This is a genomic window from Pelagimonas sp., from assembly GCF_058892305.1.
This window is the reverse complement of the sequence record NZ_JBZXVN010000047.1, coordinates 1-20347: the sequence shown is the minus strand read 5'-3', so window position 1 is coordinate 20347 and position 20347 is coordinate 1. Positions and strand designations below refer to the sequence as shown.

Here is a 20347-nt window from a genome sequence, read left to right as displayed (position 1 = left end):
ACATTTCATTCCGCAAAAGGCAAGAATTTGCTTGAAAATAGCGGATGTGTTGTGGAGTGTTACGTAAAAAGCGTGCAGTTAGCACATAAATCCGCCCCCTGCGGTCCGAATGGAGAATACATGAACCAGCCCGCTTCAGTCATGGTTTTCGCACAACACCACTTCCGTGCAGGTGTGGTATGACCCGGTTCTTCTCCTCAAAATCACGGCCCGTTCATATGGGGCCTTACCCGGTTGAGCTTTTGGCGCGCCGCGCGACGGTTGATCTAAGCACGGTCCCAGAGATGGAGGCGCTTAGGTTTGAAAATCCTAACGCGCCCCTTTCGATCATCAACGCCATGCGTGACCATCAGGCCATGTTGGATGCCATCCGTTCCGGGATCGTCAATGGCGAGGTTGCCGAGGCTCCAAACGACCCTATTGAACGCGCCAATCATCTGAAATCTTTTGGGTATTTTTCCGACGCAGCGTTGGTCGGTTGTTGCAAATTACCCGCCCAAGCGATGTTGGCGGCCCCGATTTCCAATCCGGATATCGATAAGCTCGCGCATGACCTGCGCACCAAACAAACCAAAACCCTAGCCGCCGGGATTGACCTGATCATGGCCGATCTCAAGGAGTCGATGGAAGCCGACCTTCCGAGTATCGCGGCCCATACGCATGCTTTGGTGTTCCTCTACGAAAACCCGCGTGAGATTGACCCAAGCGAGCCGGGAACCGATTGGATCACCGGGGCCTATGCCCATCGCGCCGCCTTGCTGGCCTCGGAAACGGCGGTGGTCTTGGCCAATTACCTGCGGCTATTGGGGCATGATGCCCGCGCGCATACATCCAGTTGCAGCGACGTTGATTTGAACAAATTGGCCGTGGCCTCCGGGCTTGCTACGGTCGAAAACGGCGTTTTGACCCATCCCTATATCGGCACGCGCTTTGGCCTATCTGTTGTGACAACCCGTTTTGAAATCGCCCCTGATTTGCCGCTGGCCGCGATGGCAGAGCAGCCCAAATCCGCCTTTGGTGCCGCGTGGCAATTTGGACTAAACTCGGTCAAAAATGTACGAAATGCCCTGCCTTTCGCGAAACGACGCTTTGTGGATGGGGCGCACCCGTTTGAGCGCCTAAAACGGGTCGACACGCCGACAACCTATATCGACGAAGCCAACGTCGCCCGGGTTCCCAAACGCACCGATATGTTTGCCCGTGCGCAATTTGGCGACATGGGCAAGAAGCTTCAGGACAGCGCCAAGGGTGGTCACTACGTCCGCAAGGCTGCGCCATCCATGGCACAACGCCGCGCGCTTGGAGCGTTTGTGCTTTTGCAAGACGGTGAACAAGAGCCGGTGCAAGCCAGATTGGACCCGCAAGACGCCGCCGATCTGATCAAAGCGACAAGCTATTTCCTAGGTGTTGATGCGGTTGGTATTTCGCGGTGCCCCGCGTGGAGTTGGTATAGCCATGACGCCCGCGGTGACGTCATCAATCCGCCCCACGATCAAGCGATCAGCATGGTGATCGATCAGGGTTATGAAACCATGGATGGGTCATCGGGGGACGATTGGATCGCCGTTGCCCAATCGATGCGGGCCTATTTGCGCTTTTCGCTGTTGGGCGGTGTGATCGCCAAACAAATCCGCAACCTCGGCTATTCCGCCAAGGCTCATACGGTGATGGACGGCGAAGTCTTGCAGCCCCCGCTGTTGCTTTTGGCAGGATTGGGTGAGGTGAGCCGTATCGGCGAGGTGATCCTAAACCCCTATCTTGGGCCGCGTTTGAAATCAGGGGCGGTGACCACCGATCTGCCATTGGCGCACGACAAACCCATCGATTTTGGCCTGCAAACTTTCTGCGAAAGCTGCACCAAATGCGCCCGCGAATGCCCGTCTGGGGCCATCACGGCCGGGCCTAAGCTCATGTTTAATGGCTATGAAATCTGGAAATCTGATAGCCAGAAATGCACCACATATCGTGTTACCACTCCGGGTGGGGCCATGTGCGGACGGTGTATGAAAACCTGCCCCTGGAACCTCGAAGGGATATTCAAAGAAGCCCCGTTTCGTTGGACCGCGATGAAAGCGCCGCAATTGGCCCCGGCCTTGGCGCGACTGGATGATGCGGTTGGCAATGGCGGGCTCAACCCAGTGAAAAAATGGTGGTGGGATTTGGAAATCACCGAAGGGGGCGGGTATCGACCCACCAAAACACCTGTCAACGCCCGCGACCTCCAGACCGATTTGGATGTGACGTTTGAGGATCAAACACTTGCGGTTTATCCCGCACCTCTGGCCCCGCACCCCTATCCATACCCCTTCCCAATGGACCGCGAGGCCGGCATTCAGGCATACAAAGCAATGATCCCCGCATCCGAGTACAAAGCGCGGCGCGCGCAGGGCGATGACAAGGTTGTGCACCACTATACCGCCGACGGGGATAGCCCGGTCATTCAGGTTGAAATCACCAAGGCCGAGGAGATTGCCCAAGGTGTGATGCGCTACGAGTTTCGCAAACCCGACAAAGGCGATTTGCCCGAGTGGCAGGCCGGAGCGCATTTGGATTTGGTCGTCGCGCCCGAATTCTTGCGCCAATATTCGATGTGCGGCGCCCCGGCGGATCGATCGAAATACGAAATCGCGGTCCTGCGCGAAGACGCGGGCCGGGGTGGCTCAAAATTGATGCACAGGATTTTCAGCGAGGGACGCACAGTGTTTGTCTCGCATCCGATCAACCATTTTGCGCTTGATCCTTATGCCACAAAAACGATCCTGATGGGCGGTGGGATCGGCATCACCCCGATGATCGCAATGGCCCACGAATTGCACGCATCTGGGCGGGATTTTGTGCTGCATTATTCGGGCCGTAGCCGCGCCAATATGGGGTTTTTGCCGGAACTGGCGGCGATGCCGTGGGCCGACAAGGTTCATTTACATATTACCGATGAAAACAGCCGCGCAGACTTTGACCGATTGTTAGCGGGCTACGAGCCGGGTTGGCATATCTACACCTGTGGGGCCGATCGCTATATGGCGTCGGTTCTTGACGCCGCCTGCCGTTCTGGTTTCCCAGAGGATGCTCAGCACCTTGAGTATTTCTCAGTCCCGGAACAACCCGACTATGAAAACTATGATTTCACTCTGAAATTGGTCAAATCCGGCAAGACCCTTCAGGTTCCAGCGGATAAAACCGCCGTGGATGTGCTAAACGCCAACGGGTTTTCGGTGGATGTGAAATGCTCGGACGGTATCTGCGGGGTGTGCAAATGCGGTGTGATATCCGGCGATGTGGAGCACCGCGATTTCGTCTTGTCAAAGGCGCAGCGCGAGACCAACATCATCCTATGTCAGTCCCGCGCTGCCGATAAAGACGGCGTCATCGAGATAGATATGTGAGTGTGCTGATCACGACGCCGCCCTGAGTTCAAACTCGAAATCCCGAAGGGTTTCGGGCTTGATTTCAATCGAAAATCCCGGTGCATTGGGTGCTTGATACGCGCCGTTTTTGACTACGCAGGGGTGTTTGAAATGCTCGTGCAGGTGGTCGACAAACTCGATCCGCTTGCTGTCTTTTTCGCCGGTGATCGCAATGTAATCAATCATCGACAGGTGTTGAACATATTCGCACAACCCGACGCCCCCGGCATGGGGCCAAACCGGTAGATTGAATTTCGCCGCCATAAGTTGCACGGCCAACACCTCGTTCAGACCACCCAATCGGCAGCTATCGATTTGTACTATGTCGATGGCATCATTGGCGATGAACTGCTTGAAAAGAATGCGATTTTGGCACATCTCTCCGGTTGCAACTTTGATGGGCGCAACGGCTTTTCGGATTTTGGCATGGCCGATCACATCATCGGGGCTTGTCGGTTCTTCGATGAACAGCGGTTTAGCAAAGGCCAGCTCTTGGACCCAATCAATGGCTTGATCGACCTCCCAAACCTGATTGGCATCAATCATCAAGTTCATCTCTGGGCCAAGCTCTTCGCGCGCGATGGTCAGGCGGCGTTTGTCGTCTTCAAGGTTCTGACCGACCTTGAATTTGGTATGGGTAAAACCGGCCTCTCCGGCCTCGCGACATAGGGTGCGCAATTTGTCATCGCTATAGCCAAGCCACCCCGCCGAAGTGGTGTAACACGGATACCCCTCAGCGCGCAGTTTGGCGATACGATCCGCCTTGCCCGGTTCGGCTTTCCTAAGAATTTCAAGGGCTTCATCGGGGGTTAGCACATCCGTGATATAGCGAAAGTCGACCAATCTCACGATCTCTTCGGGCGACATGTCACCGACCAATTGCCACACGGGTTTGCCTGCCTCTTTGGCCAACAAATCCCAAACGGCGTTCACGACGGCCCCGGTGGCAAGGTGGATGGCACCCTTGTCGGGGCCAATCCAGCGGAGCTGGCTGTCACCGGTGATATGGCGCCAAAACCGACCCATGTCCGCACGCACCCAATCGAGATCAAGGCCAACAAGCAAGTGCCTGATCGCCTCAATCGCCGCCACGCAAATCTCATTCCCACGCCCGATGGTAAACGTCAGACCGTGGCCTTTATGCGCGCCGTCCGTATGCAAGATCACATAGGCGGCGGAATAGTCGGGATCGGGGTTCATGGCGTCCGACCCGGCAAGGGAGGCTGAGGTCGGGAAGCGCAAGTCGTGAGTGGTGAGATCAGTGATCTTTCCCATCAGCCTGAAACCACGTTTTGATGTTGAGTTCCAAGCCCTTGGATACCAAGCTTCATCTTGTCACCGGGTTTCAAATACACCTCGGGCTTTTGTCCCAATCCAACGCCAGGGGGGGTGCCGGTTGAGATCACATCACCGGGTTGCAGCGACATAAATTGCGACAGATGCGAGATAACCGTGGCCACGTCAAAATGCATCGTCGCGGTTGAACCATCCTGAAAACGATGGCCATTTACCTCAAGATACATCGGTAGGTTTTGCGGGTCGGGCACCTCATCACGGGTCACCAACCACGGGCCAATCGGGCCGAATGTATCGCAGGATTTGCCTTTGACCCACTGCCCGGAACGATGCAGCTGAAAGTCGCGCTCCGACAGATCATTAACCACACAGTAACCGGCAATATGTCCCAAAGCCTCTTCCTTTGGTACATATTTGGTGTGCTTGCCAATCACCACGCCAAGCTCAACCTCCCAATCGGTTTTGACCGAGGTGCGCGGAATTTCGACGTCATCATTGGGGCCACAAATCGCCGAGGTCGCCTTAAAGAAAATCACCGGCTCCTCGGGGAGGGCAAGGCCGCTTTCGGCCGCGTGATCGGCATAGTTCAGACCGATGCAGATGAATTTGCCGACATTGCCAACGCAGGCCCCAAGACGCGGATTGCCGTCGACAGCCGGGAGGGTCGACGCATCAAGCCCACGCAGTTTGTCGAGGGATGCATCGCCAAGGGTGTCGCCCGCAACATCGTCAATCACACCACTGAGATCGCGGAGTGTTCCGCTGTCGTCCATCAGGCCGGGTTTTTCAGCGCCAAGCGCGCCATATCGCAAAAGTTTCATGTCAGTTTCCTATGTCTTAGATCGTCCAGCCGCCGTCGATGGCGTGGGCCTGGCCGGTGGTAAAGCTGCTGTCGTCGCTGGCGAGATAGAGCGCCAGCGCGGCGATTTCTTCGGGACGGCCGATGCGGCCCATGGGTTGGCGGGCAATGAAATCTTTGAGGGCGGTTTCATAGTCGCCGGTGGCGCGCAACCGGTCGTGCATCGACGGGCTATCGACAGTGCCGGGGCAAATGGCGTTGCAGCGAATGCCTTGGCCGATGAAATCCGCCGCCACGGCTTTGGTCAGGCCGATCACCGCCGCCTTAGAGGCACCATACGCAAAGCGGTTGGGCACGCCGAGCATCGAAGAGGCCACCGAAGACACGTTGATGATCGAGCCGCCGCCATTTTCGATCATCGCCGGAAGGGTGAGCTTGATCAGGCGGTACATGGCGGTGACGTTGAGCTCAAAGCTGAAATCCCAATCGCGATCTGAACAGTCCAGAATTGTGCCATGGGCAACGAAGCCGGCGCAGTTAAACAACACGTCCAAGGGCGGCATATCGGCAACGGCTTTTGCCACGGACTCGGCATTTGTGACGTCGAGATTGAGCGCGGTGATACCGGGGATGTCGGCCAATTCGTCAAGCGCCGTTTGGTTGATGTCGCTGGCGATCACCTGCGCGCCCTCTGCCGCGAATAATTCCGCCGTTGTGCGGCCAATGCCCTGACCTGCGGCGGTGATAAGGATGTGTTTTCCGGCCAAGCGGCCTTTTTGTTCGGTCATGGTTCAATCCACATGAAAAACTTCGGTCATCATCGACCATTGTTCGCCTGTCGCGCGGGTGGCTAGCGGTTCTTGACAGGGGTCTGTCAGGGTCCACCATTCGACGGTTTTTGGGTCCTCGGCCATGCGCGCCAAATCCGCCGCGATGTCGGTGCCGTGGTATTCCCAATAGCCAAACAACAGGTTTTCCGGTTGGCGCAGGAAGATACTATAGTTGCGGATGTTGCTGGCTTTGATCTGCGCCAGAACCTCGGGCCAAACGGCGGCGTGCAGGCGTTTGTAGTCGTCGATTTTGTCTGGCTTCAGGCCGATCACCATGCCCATACGTTGCATTATCCGGCCTCCGTGATGGTGAGGGCTTGGGATTGCGCGTCAATCGCTTGCCAATCCCAGTTGATGCCAAGGCCGGGCGTATCAGAAGGAATACCATGGCCGCGTTCGATCCGCATGGTTTCGGCGGTGATTGTGTCGAGCTGGGGAATGTATTCGAGCCATTTCGCATTGGGAATGGCGCAGACAAGCGGCAGGTGCAGCTCCATCAAGAAATGCGGGCAGACCATGACGTTGAATGCCTCGGCCAAGTGGGCGGTTTTGAGCCAAGGGGTAATACCGCCGATACGGGCAACATCGACCTGCACAATGCTGGCCGCGCCCATTTGCAGATAGTCCTTGAACTGACTAAGCGAATACATGCTTTCGCCCACGGCAATGGGCACGCTGGTGCGTTTGGCCAATTCGACATGTCCGGCGACGTCATCGGCGGGCAGGGGCTCTTCGAACCAACCGATGTTGTAGTCTTCGAGAATGGAGGCGCGCCGGATCGCTTCGGAGAGGGTGAAACCCTGATTGGCGTCGGTCATGATCTCGTAGCTATCACCGACGGCATTGCGCACCGCCGAGAGCCGCGCGGCATCTTGGGAGAGATGGGGTGAGCCGATCTTGATCTTGGAGCCGCGAAAGCCCTTTTCCTGCATCGCGAGGGCGTCATCGACCAAGGCCGCCGGTTCGATATGGAGCCAGCCGCCTTCGGTTGAATAGAGCGGGATACGATCACGATTGCCGCCCGCGGCCTTCCACAGCGGCAAGTTGACCTTTTTGCAATGCAGATCCCAAAGCGCCGTGTCGATGGCTGCAAGGGCAAGCGAGGTGATCGCACCAACAGCGGTGGCATGGGTCGAAAACATCAGATCGCGCCAGATGCCATCAATACGCGAGGGATCACGGCCGATCAATTGCGGGGCAAGCGTGTGTTCAAGAAGCGCCATAACCGACGGGCCGCCGGTGCCGATGGTATAGGAATAGCCGGTGCCAGAGGCCCCATCGCTGTCATAGATCGTGACGATGGGGGTTTCTTGGCTGACAAAGCTTTGGATGGCATCGGTGCGTTTGACCTTGGGGGCCAAATCGACCATGCGCAATTCGATTTGTGTGATTGTTGCCATTGGGTTAGCTCCGGATCGCTTTGCCGGTCTTCGCGTCAAAGACATGGCATTTGTCCAGAACCATCTGGAATTTCATCGTCTCACCGGGGGTGACAGGGCGTGGGTTAAACATCTTGGCCTGCACCTCGGCACCGCCGAATTCGGTGAACAAAACGGTTTCGGTGCCAAGCGGTTCGGTTAAGGTTACCGTCAGGTCGAGGGTGATGATTTCGCCCTCTTCGTCGACCGCATGGCCGATGGGCATGAGGTTGTCGGCGCGAAAGCCAAAATGGATGGCTTGCCCGTCCTGCAAAAGCCCGCGCGCGGTCAAAGGGATGGGAAGGATGGTGCCATCGGCAAGGGTCAGATTGGCCCCATTGACCGTTCCATCGACAAGGTTCATCGGCGGTGATCCGATAAAGCTTGCTACAAAGGTATCGACGGGGGTGTTGAAGAGCTCGAGCGGGGTACCGACCTGAACGATGTGACCGTCGCGCATCAGGACAATCCGGTCGGCAAGGGTCATGGCCTCGACCTGATCATGGGTCACGTAAATGATCGTGTTGCCAATACGTTGGTGAAGTTTCTTGATCTCGGCGCGCATCTGGGTGCGCAGCTTGGCATCAAGGTTCGACAGAGGTTCGTCAAAGAGGAACACATCGGGGTGGCGCACAATGGCGCGGCCCATGGCGACGCGTTGACGTTGCCCCCCCGAAAGCTCGGCGGGCTTGCGATCCATCAGCTCATCAAGACCAAGAATGGCGGCGGCGTCATCCACGGCGATTTTGATCTGATCGGGGTCCTGTTTGGCGATATGCAGCGAAAAGCCGAGGTTTTCGCGCACGGTCATATGCGGATAAAGCGCGTAGTTTTGAAACACCATCGAGATGTTACGTTCGCGCGGCGGCAGGTCATTGACCACCCGACCACCGATGGAAACCTCACCGCCTGAGATGTCCTCAAGCCCGGCAATCATCCGCAGGGTCGTGGATTTGCCACAGCCCGACGGGCCGACCAGCACCACAAATTCACCGTCCGCGATGTCGAGATCAATGCCGTGGACCGCCTGATGCGCCCCGTATTTCTTGACGACATTGGAAAGGGTTACTTCTGTCATTGTCTTATCCTTTGACGCCGCCGAAGGTCAGGCCGGCAATCAGGTGTTTTTGGACGAGGAAGGTCAGGATCAGCGCCGGGATGATCATCAGCACCGCAAGCGCGCACATGCCGCCCCAGTTGATGGTGAATTCGGCGGTGAAATCGAGCAGACCAACCGGCATGGTTTTGGACCCAACCGAGCGGGTCAATTGCGAGGCGAGCGCAAATTCGTTCCACGAGGTGAGGAAAGCAAAGATCGCAGCCGAGGCGACGCCGGATTTGGCGACCGGGAATTCGACTTTCCAAAAGGCCTGCCAGCGGGTGCAGCCGTCGATTTCGGCGGCTTCGTGTAATTCCTTGGGGATTTGGCGGAAAAATCCGTCGGTGAGCCAGATCGTGAAGGGGACATTCATCGCGACGTAAACGAGGATCAACCCGAGATGTGTGTCGATGATGCCGACCTTGGCAAAGACGATGAACAGAGGCAGCGATAGGGCCACGCCGGGGACGGCGCGAAACAGCATAAGGCCAACGAAATAGCCGGATTTGCCTTTGAAGCGGTAGCGGGCAAAGGCGTAGCCGCCCGACATGCCGATCAGGATGGCGATCAAGGTTGAGACAACCGAAACGATCAGAGAGTTGCGGAAATAGCTAAAGACCGGCACGCCACCTTGGCCCGCGCCGCCGAACATGGCGCGATAATGTTCAAGGGTAAAACTTGGCGTCCAAACCGGCGGTTTGGCCATGATTTCAACGGTGGGGCGGAACGAATTCAGCACGATCCACAGGCCGGGGATGCAGATGATCGCCATGGTCACGAACAGCGCCGAAAAGTGCAGCACCTTGAGCGCGCGGCGGCGATTGCGGTGGGTTTGATTGCGATCCATGGTTTACGATCCCATCCCGATTTCGGCGCGCGCGGCGCTGAGTTTGCGAAAGAAATACACGGTGAAAAAGATCGACAGGATGATGGAGACATAGCCCATGGCATTGGCCAGCCCCATGCGCGCGTCGACGTATCCGGTGCGGCTCATCAGCGTCCAAAGCAGCTCGGTCCGACGAGCGGGGCCACCACCGGTCATGATTTGCACGATGTCATAGGCGCGGGCGACGTCGAGGCTTCGGATCGTCATGGCGATGTAGATGAAGGGCATCAGGAAGGGCAGGGTGATGTGGCGAAAGCTTTGCCATGGGGTGCAGCCATCGACCTTGGCGGCCTCAAGCGGATCGCGTGGCATGGCGAAAAGTCCGGCGAGGATAAGGATCGCAAAGACCGATGTGCTCATCCAGATTTCGGCGAAAGCGATTGAAAACATAGCGAGTTTGCCATCAACCAACCATGGCAAAGCGACGTTAAAACCCATGGATTGCAAGGCGTTGTTCACCAGCCCGATGTTATCGTTAAAGATGAACTTGAACTGAAACCCGACCAGAATGGGCGAAAACATCATTGGGAACATGAGAATGGTGCGCAGGGTGCGTTGGCCCCATGTGACCTTGTTCACCATCAAGGCGATGCCAAGCCCGAGCAACATTTCGAGGTTGAGCGCGATGGTCAGGAACAAAACCGTGCGCCCAAAGGCCGCCCAGAATTTCGCATCCGTCAGGATTTTTTCGTAGTTATAGGTCCCGATCCATTTCCACAGCGTCGACGGCCGGGTCAGCTTGTAGGGCGTAAAGCTTGAATAGAGCGAGAAGATGAGCGGGATCAGAACCACAGCGGCGATGACGATGATCGCAGGCAATAGCAAGAGAAACCACTCGGGCACGCGGCGGCGGGGCATATGTCACCTATCGGGGTCGTTGCAGTTTTGGCCGGAGAGGATGGCGATACAGCGTCCCCTCCGGCCTGTGGTGTCCGGGTTTAGTAGTAACCGGATTCCCGCATCAGCTCGTCCACCGCTTCGGCGGCGTCATCAAGCGCTTCTTTGACGGTTTTATCGCCAACAATCGCCGCCTGAAGTTCGGGGAAGACGATGTTTGTGCTTTCGCCCCATTCCGGGATTGGCGGAACGGCAAAGGCAAATTCCGCACCCTTGGCAAAGGCGGCAAGGGATTCCGCGCGGAAGGCATCATCACCGGCCTCGGCGGCGGCGACATTAGCCGTCCAAACGGCGCTACGGGTGGGGAGGGATCCGCCAGCAGATTCCGCCAGCTGGCTTTCTTCGCTGGTCAGGAACGTGACAAGCGAGACAGCGGCGTCTTGGTTGGCACAATCATTGGTGACCGAGAACCCGTGATGGCCCGACCAACCGGTGCGGGTAACAGAGCCTTTGGGTTGTACGGCAACGCCAACGTTGTTTGCGGCCTTGGACGATTCAGGATCGTTAAAGAAACCAGCCCAGCCCGGCCAATCAAGGTTAAGCGCCACGGTGCCCGAGGCAAAGCCTTGACCGAGATCATCCCAGACGTAGCTGGTGGTGCCCGCCGGAACGGCTTTGGCGGCGTAGAGGTCAACAAACCACTGCAAGGCGCGTTGGCCCGCGTCGGAATTGAAGATCGGCTTTTTGTTGTCGTCGAGATAGTTACCGCCCTCGGCCACAACCATTTCATAGAAACGGCCAACGATGGCTTCGTCTTTGCCAGCGTATTGGGTGCCGTAGAAATTCGGAGGATCGGCAAAGAAGATCGCCTGATCTTTGACCTGATCCCAGGTGTCCGGCACGGCGAGATCATAGCCGTATTCGTCTTTGAATGCCTTGGCCTTGGCCTCATCCGTGTAGTTGGATTTCAGGTAATATAAGACAGAGACGTCAAATTGCGCGCGCGGTAGCATCAGCAATTCGCCGTTGACGGTCGAGGCGTTGATGTTGCCCGGAACAAATTCGGCGACGGTGTCGGCGGCCACTTTGCCGGTCAGGTCGACATAGAGCCCTTCGTATTGCGGTGCAAAAGATGAGTGGTTGGAGCCCACACACCAATTTGTGGTGCCTGCGGCCATGTCAGATTTGATTTCTTTGTCGATTTCAAAGTGGCTCTTCTTTGAAATGATATTGACCTTGGCACCGGTCGCCGCCTCCCAGTCGGCGATGCGGCCATAAAGGCCCTCGTATTGCTGGCCCCCGATCAATTTGGCCTCGATCGTTACGCCGTCAAAGCTTCCATAGTCGGCGGCAAGGGCCGATTCGGCGACGGTTGTGATTGCCGTTGCCGCTAGTAAGCCTCTCATAAAATTAGAATTTATCATCACTTCCTCCCAATTCCGTGGTTGATTTCCACGTCTTCTCGCTGTCGCGATATTCGAATATAAATCAATTATTCAAAAATAAATCAAGCTTGACAGCGCGCTTTGTTTTGGAGAGCTTGGGCGGCACCCATTGACAGTCAGAGTGAGACCTATGGAAGACACCGGTGAAAAATATCGCGCCCCAGCTTTGGAAAAAGGGCTAGATATCATCGAGTTACTGGCAGATCACGGCGAAGGTCTAACCCAAGGTGAGGTCGCCAAGGCGCTCAGCCGGTCTCAGAGTGAGATCTACCGGATGCTGTCGACGCTGGTGCGGCGGGGCTATGTGATGCGGTCCCCCAATGGCGATCGCTATACTCTGAGCCTCAAAATGTTCTCGATCAGCCAGCGACATTCGCCGATTGGGCGCGTGCTAGAACTGGCGTTGCCGATGATGCGGGCGATGACGCGCAAGGCGTGGCAGTCATGTCATTTGGGCATGGAAAGCAACGGTGACATTGTTATCGTCGCCTCAGCAGAATCGCCGGGGAACTGGGGATTGGCGTTGAAATCCGGTACGGTTGTCGGCTTGTGGAACACTGGAACGGGACGGGTTTTGGCGGCCTTTCGTTCTAGGGACGACGTCGATGGGTTGATCGCCCTGCACCGGCGCGCCATTGGCGAACCAGAGCTGGATCGCGCCGAATTTGACGGCCATCTTGAGCGCATTCGCCGGGTTGGGTATGAAAAAATGCCCTCGGCCACAACGGTGGGTGTCACCAATATTTCTTTTCCAGTGTTCGGCCCATCGGGGGAAGTTGTGGCGGCGTTGAGCTGTCCTTATCTGGAACGCGTCGACGACCATGTTGTGCCCAGCGAAGACGAGATCGTTGCAATGTATGGCGCGCTGGCGACAGAGTTGACCGCGCTCTATGGCGGAACCGCTTCGCCTCTGTCAGGAGACGCCGGATGACCCTTGCCACACGCCGCATTGGCACCACAGATGTGCAGGTTCCGACCCTTGGGTTTGGCGGCGCACCTTTGGGCGGGCTGCTTGGGGCGGCGAATGACAGCGAGGCCAGCAAAACCCTTGCGACGGCGCTCGACCAAGGGCTGACCTATGTCGACACCGCGCCGTTCTATGGGTTTGGCAGATCGGAACGCCTTGTCGGCGACGGGTTGCGCGGGCGCGGCTATACGCTTTCAACCAAGGTAGGGCGGATGTTGCACCCCGGCATGCCCGACGACCCCGGCGCAATGGGCTGGCCCGATCCGCTGCCGTTTCATCCGGTTTACGACTATAGCTATGACGGTGTGATGCGGTCGTTTGAGGCCTCGCTTCAGCGGTTGGGCTTGGATCGGATCGACATCTTATATGTGCATGACATTGGCGAGGTCACCCATGGTGCCGCAAATGCCCAACATGTTCACGACCTAAAAGCCGGCGGCTATCGCGCCTTGGATGAGCTCCGCCAAGCGGGTCGGATCAAGGCGATTGGCCTTGGTGTGAACGAGGAGCAAGCCTGTCTTGAGGCGTTGGACTATGGCGATTGGGATGTGTTCTTGTTGGCCGGTCGTTACACCTTGCTTGAACAAGGGCCATTGGACGGATTGATGGCCGCCTGTCTCAAGCGCGACATGTCTATCGTCTTGGGCGGGCCATTTAACTCGGGGATTCTTGTTGGGGGGCAAACGTGGAATTACGGCGACGCCCCGGACGCCATTGTGCAAAAGGTGCGTGCCTTGTCAGAGTGTTGCCGGGCCTATGACGTGCCACTTCCGGCGGCGGCGCTTCAGTTTCCGCTTGGCCATGCGGCGGTTGCATCGGTTATTCCCGGCCTGCGAACCCGCAAGGAGCTTGCCGAGACGTTAGATTGGGTGTCTTTGGACATCCCCCAAGACCTATGGAAAGCGTTGAAAGACAAAGGGTTGTTGGCGCAAAACGCGCCCGTTCCAACATCAAACCCCTACACATCCATGGCTTAACGGTTCTCCAAAGCCTGCCAGATCGCTTCGATGTTTGGGCTTAGCTTTTGTTTGGGCCGAAAGGCGCAGATTTGGACCGACACTTGCCAATCCGGCCCGCCAATCGGGGCCAAGTTGAGGTCGACTTTTGGATCAACCGCCGTTTGTGGCAACCAGCCAACGCCGTATCCGGCGGCGATCACCTCTTTTAGCACATCCGACATGTCGCATTGAACACGAACTTTGTAGGGAAGTGGATCGGGGGCGCGATCAAGAACATGTTCGAACAAGCGGGCAAAATAGGCCCGTTGCGAATAGGCCACCAAGGGCACCGGGCGACGTGGCGAACCGGGAAACTCCAAGGTTTTGCGCAGGCTCGGATCGGTGCTGGCATAGGGGCGAAACAGGTCTTCGCGAATGACCAGCCGTTGATGGTTTTCCAGCGCCTCATGCGGTGGAAGGGCAGGGCAGTCGTGGGCAAATAGAATGTCCGCATCCCCGGCAAGATAGCGGGCCACCACGTCGGATGTCGCACCAACCAACACCGAAAACGAGCTGCGGTTCTTTTTGCCAAAGATGTCGAGGAACCCTTTGAACTCGGAGCGTGCCAACACACCGGGCATGGCGATCCGCACCTGGGACATGACATCAAATTGGTTAGAGCGGATAGAGGAGCGCGCCTCGAACAAACGTTCCACGGCAATTTTTGCGCTTTCTTGGAACTGCTCCCCCGCCTCGGTGAGCCGAACAGGCGAGGCCCCTTTGACAACCAAAGGCGTGCCGAGCCACTGCTCAAGCGACTGAATGCGCCGGGAAAAGGCGGCTTGTGACACGTTGCGAAATTCGGCGGCACGGGTGAAATTCCGCAGCTCAACAAGAGCAAGGAAATCTTCGAGCCACCGAACATCCATATTTTGTTTTCCTTACAGGCCGATGGCCCGATAGTAATCCGCGATGCGCGCTATGGTGACGGCATAAGCGGCGGTGCGCAAGGTGGCGTCTGGCATCTTGGCCTTGCGGTCCATGATGTCATCAAAGGCGCGGGTCATGATCTCTTCTAATCCTGACCGCACAACGTCGATCTCGCTGGTTTCGCGGGCAATTTGGCTCCGCTGATTGTCGGCAAGGGGGCGCCCGGCGACCTCTTCGAGGGCGGCAACAACCGCCTGACCGGCATTGGCGGTTTGGCGTTTGTCCATCAGGCCAAAGGGCAGGTGGGTGATGTTCTTGACCCATTCGAAATAGGACACAACCACACCACCGGCATTGACGTATAGATCAGGCAGAACTGTGATGCCACGGCGGGTGAGACAGTCTTCTGCATCGGCGGTGATTGGGCCATTGGCGGCCTCTACGATCAGTTGGTAATTGACCTGTTCACAGTTTTGCGCCGTTATGGCGTTTTCCTTGGCCGCCGGGATCAAAATATCCGCCGACATATAGGTGAGACCATCGTTGCTTGTTGTGGTTTCAGCACCCGGCAGATGGGTGATTGAACCGGTTTGGTTGCGATGGGTAACCACCGCTTCGACATCAAGACCCAAGGGGTCAAAGATCGCGCCGTCGTGTTCAACAATGCCAACAATGTTCGCCCCATCCTGTTGAAGGAATTTGGCGGCGTGGTAGCCCACATTGCCAAAGCCCTGAATGACAACTGTAAGACCTTCGAGCGTCTTTTGCCCCGCGATCGGAGCGGTGTCGGGGTGGTTGAGATAGGCATTGAGCGCATATTGGACGCCTCGGCCCGTAGCTTCGACGCGGCCCTCAATTCCACCACGCACAACCGGTTTGCCGGTCACACAAGCCGCTTGATTGATCGCATCAGACGTGCCGATTTTGCGGTATTCATCCGCCATCCACGCCATTTCACGCTCGCCTGTGCCCATGTCAGGGGCGGGAACATTGCGACCCGGATGGATGAGGTCACGCCGTGCAAGTTCTTGGGTGAACCGCCGGGTGATATGTTCGAGCTCATCCTCGCTCCAATCAGCGGGATTGATTTGCAAAGCCCCTTTGGAACCGCCAAAGGGAATGTTCACCAAAGCGCATTTCAAGCTCATCAAAGTGGCGAGGGCTTCGACCTCATCCTGCGAGGCATCAGGCGCATAGCGAATGCCGCCTTTGACCGGTTCGATATGTTCGCTATGAACCGAGCGCCACCCAATAAAGCTATGAATGCGTCCGCGCAATTTGACCCCAAAGCGCACCGCATAAGTGGAATTGCATTGCGCAATGCGTTCGGCCAAGCCTTCGGGTAAATCAACATGAGACGTCGCAGTGTCGATGAAACGTTCGACACTTTCCAAGAAATTCTGATTGGGCATTGTGGGGCGATCCAGCTGTAAGTTTTGGCCCCAAAAGCCGCAAGTGCGCCGATCTGTCCAATGCAGTTATTGCATCAGTGATGCGCAGTTTGCGGTAACAGCGACGGGTGGCACATTTTTTTTCCAGACATTTGGGTCCGATAATGCGAGTTATGTTAAGTTTTTCCGGTGCCAAAAGAGACCGGACAAACGATGACAGATCTGAAATCGTTTAACGTCTTCGCAGCATAACAATAAAGAACAACCCACCCACCAGACCGGTTACAATGCCAATTGGCATGTCTTCGGGGGCCATCACCGTGCGCGCCGCAATATCAGCCCAAAGAAGAAATATCCCACCGATCAGGGCCGAAAACGGCAGGACTCGGCGGTAATCGCCACCAACGAGCAAGCGCACAATATGCGGCACCATCAGGCCCACGAAGCCGATCAGCCCCGAAAACGCGACCATAACCCCAGTGATAAGCGCCCCAACGACGAAGACCGCCAGCCGAAACCGGTTGACCGAAATGCCCAGGGTTCTTGCCGTTTCGTCGCCCACAGTCATGGCGTTCAACTTGGGCGCTTGCGCCCAGAGCCAGGCACCACACATCAACACAATCACCGCAGGGTAGATCAGATGTGACCACTGGGCCAACCCCAGACCGCCAAGCATCCAGAAGACCACCGTATGGGTCGCCCGTGGATCACCTAGAAAAATCAAGATGTTGGCACCCGCCATAATGACGAAAGACACGGCCACGCCAGCCAAGACCAACCGGTCGGCGCTTGTTGCGACAGTCAATCGGGACACGCTTAGAACCAAAGCTGTTGCCATAAGCGCGCCGAGAAACGCCATCAGGGGCACCGTCAACAGACCGGCAAACAATCCGGTGTGCAGCAACGCCAGAATTGCCCCAAAGGCCCCGCCAGATGATATGCCCAACAGATGCGGATCGGCCAAGGGGTTGCGCGTCACGGCCTGTAACGATGCCCCGACCATCGCCAGACCAGAGCCAACCATAATCGCCAAAAGCGCCCGCGGGAACCGAATTTCCCATACGATCGCGGCGCGGCCTTTGGACCAATTTGGGGGGATGTCCGCCAAACCCGTCTGGGTCAAAAACACGCCCCAAACCGTGTCGATGGGCACGTTAACCGCGCCCACCGAGATCGCAATAGACAACGACAGGCCCAAACCCACAAGACATCCGACGAGGACCAATCCCGTTGGTCGGGTTTTGAGCGTCTGCCCCTTTGTCATTTACTGACCCCAGAATCCGGTGGCCAATTTTTGGACAGCTTTGATGTTGCGTGGGCCCGGCGTCGCTTCGACATATTCGAGCACAACAAAACGATCATTCTTGACCGCATCCATGTCAGCAAAAGCCGGGTTGTTCATCATGAACGCCCGTTTTTCTTCGGCGGTGACATTGCCATAGTTGACGATCACAACGACCTCGGGGTTGCGCTCGACAACTTCTTCCCATGTCACAGTGGCCCAGCTTTTCTCGAAATCATCCATGATGTTACGACCACCGGCGGCTTCGATCAGCGCCGTTGGCATGGCATAGCGACCGGCGGTAAACGGGGTATCCTCGCCGCTATCATAGACAAACACGCGCAGCGGATCGCCCGTGGTCAAGGATGCAGAAAACGCGGTGAGTTCGGCCTTGTAACCGGCAACCAACTCTTGGGCCTTGGCCTCGACGTCAAAGATTTTCCCGAGGTTCAGGATGTCGGTGTACATGTCATCCATGCTGACCTTGGGTTTGTCACCGATATGAATACAGCTTTCGGTCAGCTCATACACGTTGATCCCAAAAGGGGCGAGCGTCTCGGGGGTCACTTCGCCGCCGACCTTCATGCCATAGTTCCAACCGGCAAAGAAGAAGTCCGCATCAGCGCCGACAAGGACTTCTTTGGATGGATATTTCGCCGAGAGTTCCGGCAAGGCTTCAACACCGGCGCGCATCCCTTCGTCGAGGGTTTTCCAACCGGAAATACCCGTATAACCGACCATTTTATCGGCAAGGCCAAGTACGAGCATCATCTCGGTGAGATTGACATCATTCGAGACGGCGGCCTTTGGGACGGTGTCAAATTTGACCTCACGATCACAGCTTGTGACGGTGGCTTGTGCAAGGGCGGAGGTGGCGATCAAGGACAGGCCAAAAGCCAAAGAAACGGGGTTCATAGTTTTCCCTTTGGATCAGTTAAAGTGCGTTGGAAGGTGAAATGTCAGGTGCTGCTTGTGGCTCAGACTGAGCTGTTCGTGTTGCGCACGGACCAGAAAGGTGTCCGATATCAAATCGTCCTGCAGGACGTCGGTCGGCGGGCCAAACCCGCGTGGGTATCCATCCTGAAGAAGCAGAACCCGGTCACAGAGATCCACCGCAAGATTGAGATCATGGAGCGAGGTGACGATGGTCAGGTCAAGGTCACAGATCAGGTGCAGGACTTCTAATTGATGCCGGATATCGAGATGGTTTGTCGGTTCATCGAGAACCAGAATCTGCGGCTCTTGTGCCAAAGCCCGAGCCACCATGACCCGCTGGCGCTCTCCTCCGGAGAGTGTCGATAGGCTGCGATCGGCAAAGCCACGCAGGTCCATCCGCTCTAACGCGTCTTCGATGATCTGTGTGTCGTGTTTGCCCGGTGTCGCAAAGCCACGACGATGCGGCACCCGGCCCAGAGAGACAATTTCGCGCGCCGTCAGGGCAAAATCCGTTGGCTGCTCCTGCAACACAGCGGCGACCTTGCGGGCGGCCTCTTTCATCCCAAGCGCGCGCAGGGACACCCCATCAATGCGAACCTCGCCGGTTTGGGGTTGATTGTAGCCATAGATCATCCGCAACAGCGTCGTTTTGCCCGCGCCATTAGGCCCAACGACCCCAAGCACTTGGCCCGCTTCGAGGTCGAATGTGGTTTTGTGCAGCAAGAGAGGCGCGCGCCGACGCGGCGCCCAGCTTATGTTGTCGACGGATAGGGACGCGGCGCTCATGATACGCGATCCGTTGTTTCTTCTAGCGCAATGATCGTCGCGGGAATGCGCGCCAACGTTGATTTGCGCAGCTTGCCCGGCCGATCAACCGATGAACACCAGCCATCATGCAGCACCGCGTATTGGCGTGCAAAAGCCACCAGCGCCTCAACATCCTCATCGGGATCAATATCGCCAAAAAGGTACGACGCCTTGCGCGTCGCGTGATAGGCGACCGTGCAAGGATGATCACAGCCCGCCATGCAAGCCGTCCCGGCAATCTCGAAATCTTCTGAAACGCTGTCGCCCGCCGCGGCAATTGCTTGGCGCAGTCGATCAATAAGCTCGTACCCCGGCTGACAGGTTTTGCCCTTGTGCCGACAAGACGTGCAAACGGTTATTCTATGTGTGGTCGTCCGGTTCATGTCGCCCTCCGCGAAATCGCGGAGCACTTGAATGGAACCAAGCCACGCCTTTAGCCCAAGCCAAAAGTGACATGTGGTCTCCTTCCAGGGCACCCCGCCCGGTGTGAGTTGCAGAATCGAATGCGGAATACATCCGAGATGGCAGGTCTCCTGACTCGCGGCTCGATGCATCCCCCACCTTCCCGGGCGCTGTTTGACCAGCCGCCTAGTGGTGTTTGGGGTCTGCTTGCCGCTTACAGTTGCGGGGGCAGTCACGGAGTTGGCGCCTGATGGCTACACCGCACCGTGTTCCCTTTTCATCCCAGACGACTTTTGCGTCCGAGAACCATCACAGGCGTAGATGACGGCTCTGCTTCATCCTGTCAATCTGAATCTCGCGATGGCAAGGTGCCTTAGCGGGCGGGTAAAAACCCCGGATTGATTTCGGAGTTTCAGGCCGTTTTTTCGGGCATGTGGTTTGTTGACAGCAAGGCGAAAGCAGCCGTTTCGCGCCCCAATCGGCCGGTTTTCCGAGATCGTCAGTTAGATCAAGGCGTCTTTGTCCAACCCCAGTTTGACGATCTTTTCGTTCAATGTGCGCCGCCCAATGCCAAGCGCTTCGGCGGCGGCGTCCATGCGGCCCTCATGGGCTTTGATCGCCTTGGCGATCAGTTCACGTTCAAAGGCGGCGACGGCTTCGCGCAGGGTGTCGGGAACATC

General features: G+C 56.9%; 19 protein-coding genes and 1 riboswitch. Of the genes, 3 read left to right on the top strand and 16 right to left on the bottom strand.

Translation table 11 applies throughout. The annotated features are described in order from the left end of the window. Positions 1-179 precede the first annotated feature (179 nt). The gene (locus tag AC5EFR_RS18740) at positions 180-3383 is read left to right on the top strand and encodes a reductive dehalogenase (protein ID WP_493577263.1); all 3204 of its coding nucleotides are present in this window, start codon (positions 180-182) and stop codon (positions 3381-3383) included. Positions 3384-3392: 9 nt separating this feature from the next. On the opposite strand, the gene AC5EFR_RS18735 is transcribed toward AC5EFR_RS18740, so the two are convergent. The 9 genes from AC5EFR_RS18735 to AC5EFR_RS18695 all read right to left on the bottom strand — a co-directional run bounded on the left by AC5EFR_RS18735 (position 3393) and on the right by AC5EFR_RS18695 (position 11975). Beyond that, positions 3393-4679 (bottom strand): L-fuconate dehydratase, encoded by a 1287-nt coding sequence (locus AC5EFR_RS18735; RefSeq protein ID WP_493577262.1) that lies wholly within the window; start codon positions 4677-4679, stop codon positions 3393-3395. Then, entirely contained in the window at positions 4679-5521 is an 843-nt protein-coding gene (locus tag AC5EFR_RS18730; protein WP_299923351.1) for a fumarylacetoacetate hydrolase family protein, read from the bottom strand. The genes AC5EFR_RS18735 and AC5EFR_RS18730 overlap by 1 nt, the downstream gene beginning before the upstream one ends. 16 nt (positions 5522-5537) lie before the next feature. Further along, positions 5538-6287, bottom strand: a complete 750-nt coding sequence (locus AC5EFR_RS18725) for an SDR family oxidoreductase (RefSeq protein ID WP_493577261.1) — start codon at positions 6285-6287, stop codon at positions 5538-5540. Between the two features lie 3 nt (positions 6288-6290). Further along, on the bottom strand, positions 6291-6620 hold the full coding sequence (locus AC5EFR_RS18720) for an L-rhamnose mutarotase (RefSeq protein WP_493577260.1): 330 nt from the start codon (positions 6618-6620) through the stop codon (positions 6291-6293). Next, complete coding sequence (locus tag AC5EFR_RS18715; RefSeq protein ID WP_493577259.1) at positions 6620-7729, bottom strand: mandelate racemase/muconate lactonizing enzyme family protein; 1110 nt, start codon at positions 7727-7729, stop codon at positions 6620-6622. The genes AC5EFR_RS18720 and AC5EFR_RS18715 overlap by 1 nt, the downstream gene beginning before the upstream one ends. Before the next feature lie 4 nt (positions 7730-7733). Beyond that, entirely contained in the window at positions 7734-8825 is a 1092-nt protein-coding gene (locus tag AC5EFR_RS18710; RefSeq protein ID WP_493577258.1) for an ABC transporter ATP-binding protein, read from the bottom strand. Between the two features lie 4 nt (positions 8826-8829). Further along, positions 8830-9693 (bottom strand): carbohydrate ABC transporter permease, encoded by an 864-nt coding sequence (locus AC5EFR_RS18705; protein WP_493577257.1) that lies wholly within the window; start codon positions 9691-9693, stop codon positions 8830-8832. A 3-nt stretch (positions 9694-9696) separates the two neighbouring features. Beyond that, positions 9697-10590, bottom strand: a complete 894-nt coding sequence (locus tag AC5EFR_RS18700; RefSeq protein WP_493577256.1) for a carbohydrate ABC transporter permease — start codon at positions 10588-10590, stop codon at positions 9697-9699. An 80-nt stretch (positions 10591-10670) separates the two neighbouring features. Continuing rightward, entirely contained in the window at positions 10671-11975 is a 1305-nt protein-coding gene (locus AC5EFR_RS18695) for an extracellular solute-binding protein (protein WP_493577255.1), read from the bottom strand. A gap of 169 nt (positions 11976-12144) precedes the next feature. Here AC5EFR_RS18695 and AC5EFR_RS18690 point away from each other — a divergent pair, with 169 nt between their 5' ends. Continuing rightward, positions 12145-12945 carry an IclR family transcriptional regulator gene (locus AC5EFR_RS18690; protein WP_493577317.1) on the top strand — a complete coding sequence of 267 codons (801 nt, stop codon included), beginning with the start codon at positions 12145-12147 and terminating at the stop codon, positions 12943-12945. Then, entirely contained in the window at positions 12942-13958 is a 1017-nt protein-coding gene (locus AC5EFR_RS18685) for an aldo/keto reductase (protein ID WP_493577254.1), read from the top strand. Before AC5EFR_RS18690 ends, AC5EFR_RS18685 begins: the two co-directional genes overlap by 4 nt. Here AC5EFR_RS18685 and AC5EFR_RS18680 read toward each other — a convergent pair. The 7 genes from AC5EFR_RS18680 to AC5EFR_RS18650 form a co-directional block, all read right to left on the bottom strand. Next, positions 13955-14848 carry a LysR family transcriptional regulator gene (locus tag AC5EFR_RS18680; protein WP_493577253.1) on the bottom strand — a complete coding sequence of 298 codons (894 nt, stop codon included), beginning with the start codon at positions 14846-14848 and terminating at the stop codon, positions 13955-13957. The genes AC5EFR_RS18685 and AC5EFR_RS18680 overlap by 4 nt on opposite strands. 12 nt (positions 14849-14860) lie before the next feature. After that, complete coding sequence (locus AC5EFR_RS18675; protein ID WP_493577252.1) at positions 14861-16261, bottom strand: Glu/Leu/Phe/Val family dehydrogenase; 1401 nt, start codon at positions 16259-16261, stop codon at positions 14861-14863. Positions 16262-16472: 211 nt separating this feature from the next. Further along, positions 16473-17504 (bottom strand): FecCD family ABC transporter permease, encoded by a 1032-nt coding sequence (locus AC5EFR_RS18670; RefSeq protein WP_493577251.1) that lies wholly within the window; start codon positions 17502-17504, stop codon positions 16473-16475. Next, entirely contained in the window at positions 17505-18437 is a 933-nt protein-coding gene (locus AC5EFR_RS18665; RefSeq protein WP_493577250.1) for an ABC transporter substrate-binding protein, read from the bottom strand. It abuts the gene before it with no gap. Positions 18438-18452: 15 nt separating this feature from the next. Continuing rightward, on the bottom strand, positions 18453-19244 hold the full coding sequence (locus AC5EFR_RS18660; RefSeq protein ID WP_493577249.1) for an ABC transporter ATP-binding protein: 792 nt from the start codon (positions 19242-19244) through the stop codon (positions 18453-18455). Next, positions 19241-19648, bottom strand: coding sequence for a DUF1636 family protein (locus AC5EFR_RS18655; RefSeq protein ID WP_493577248.1), 408 nt, complete (start codon positions 19646-19648; stop codon positions 19241-19243). Before AC5EFR_RS18655 ends, AC5EFR_RS18660 begins: the two co-directional genes overlap by 4 nt. Positions 19649-19771: 123 nt before the next feature. After that, positions 19772-19993, bottom strand: a riboswitch (cobalamin riboswitch). Between the two features lie 177 nt (positions 19994-20170). Next, positions 20171-20347, bottom strand: a 177-nt coding sequence (locus tag AC5EFR_RS18650; protein WP_493577316.1) for a helix-turn-helix domain-containing protein, incomplete at its 5' end; no start/stop codon positions are given.

Bases quoted from the DNA above. Each gene is read 5' to 3' on its own strand.
- AC5EFR_RS18740 (WP_493577263.1), top strand. From the start codon at position 180: ATGACCCGGTTCTTCTCCTCAAAATCACGGCCCGTTCATATGGGGCCT.
- AC5EFR_RS18655 (WP_493577248.1), bottom strand. From the start codon at position 19,648: ATGAACCGGACGACCACACATAGAATAACCGTTTGCACGTCTTGTCGG.
- AC5EFR_RS18735 (WP_493577262.1), bottom strand. From the start codon at position 4,679: ATGGGAAAGATCACTGATCTCACCACTCACGACTTGCGCTTCCCGACC.
- AC5EFR_RS18720 (WP_493577260.1), bottom strand. From the start codon at position 6,620: ATGCAACGTATGGGCATGGTGATCGGCCTGAAGCCAGACAAAATCGAC.
- AC5EFR_RS18730 (WP_299923351.1), bottom strand. From the start codon at position 5,521: ATGAAACTTTTGCGATATGGCGCGCTTGGCGCTGAAAAACCCGGCCTG.
- AC5EFR_RS18710 (WP_493577258.1), bottom strand. From the start codon at position 8,825: ATGACAGAAGTAACCCTTTCCAATGTCGTCAAGAAATACGGGGCGCAT.
- AC5EFR_RS18715 (WP_493577259.1), bottom strand. From the start codon at position 7,729: ATGGCAACAATCACACAAATCGAATTGCGCATGGTCGATTTGGCCCCC.
- AC5EFR_RS18660 (WP_493577249.1), bottom strand. From the start codon at position 19,244: ATGAGCGCCGCGTCCCTATCCGTCGACAACATAAGCTGGGCGCCGCGT.
- AC5EFR_RS18670 (WP_493577251.1), bottom strand. From the start codon at position 17,504: ATGACAAAGGGGCAGACGCTCAAAACCCGACCAACGGGATTGGTCCTC.
- AC5EFR_RS18695 (WP_493577255.1), bottom strand. From the start codon at position 11,975: ATGAGAGGCTTACTAGCGGCAACGGCAATCACAACCGTCGCCGAATCG.
- AC5EFR_RS18690 (WP_493577317.1), top strand. From the start codon at position 12,145: ATGGAAGACACCGGTGAAAAATATCGCGCCCCAGCTTTGGAAAAAGGG.
- AC5EFR_RS18700 (WP_493577256.1), bottom strand. From the start codon at position 10,590: ATGCCCCGCCGCCGCGTGCCCGAGTGGTTTCTCTTGCTATTGCCTGCG.
- AC5EFR_RS18675 (WP_493577252.1), bottom strand. From the start codon at position 16,261: ATGCCCAATCAGAATTTCTTGGAAAGTGTCGAACGTTTCATCGACACT.
- AC5EFR_RS18665 (WP_493577250.1), bottom strand. From the start codon at position 18,437: ATGAACCCCGTTTCTTTGGCTTTTGGCCTGTCCTTGATCGCCACCTCC.
- AC5EFR_RS18705 (WP_493577257.1), bottom strand. From the start codon at position 9,693: ATGGATCGCAATCAAACCCACCGCAATCGCCGCCGCGCGCTCAAGGTG.
- AC5EFR_RS18680 (WP_493577253.1), bottom strand. From the start codon at position 14,848: ATGGATGTTCGGTGGCTCGAAGATTTCCTTGCTCTTGTTGAGCTGCGG.
- AC5EFR_RS18685 (WP_493577254.1), top strand. From the start codon at position 12,942: ATGACCCTTGCCACACGCCGCATTGGCACCACAGATGTGCAGGTTCCG.
- AC5EFR_RS18725 (WP_493577261.1), bottom strand. From the start codon at position 6,287: ATGACCGAACAAAAAGGCCGCTTGGCCGGAAAACACATCCTTATCACC.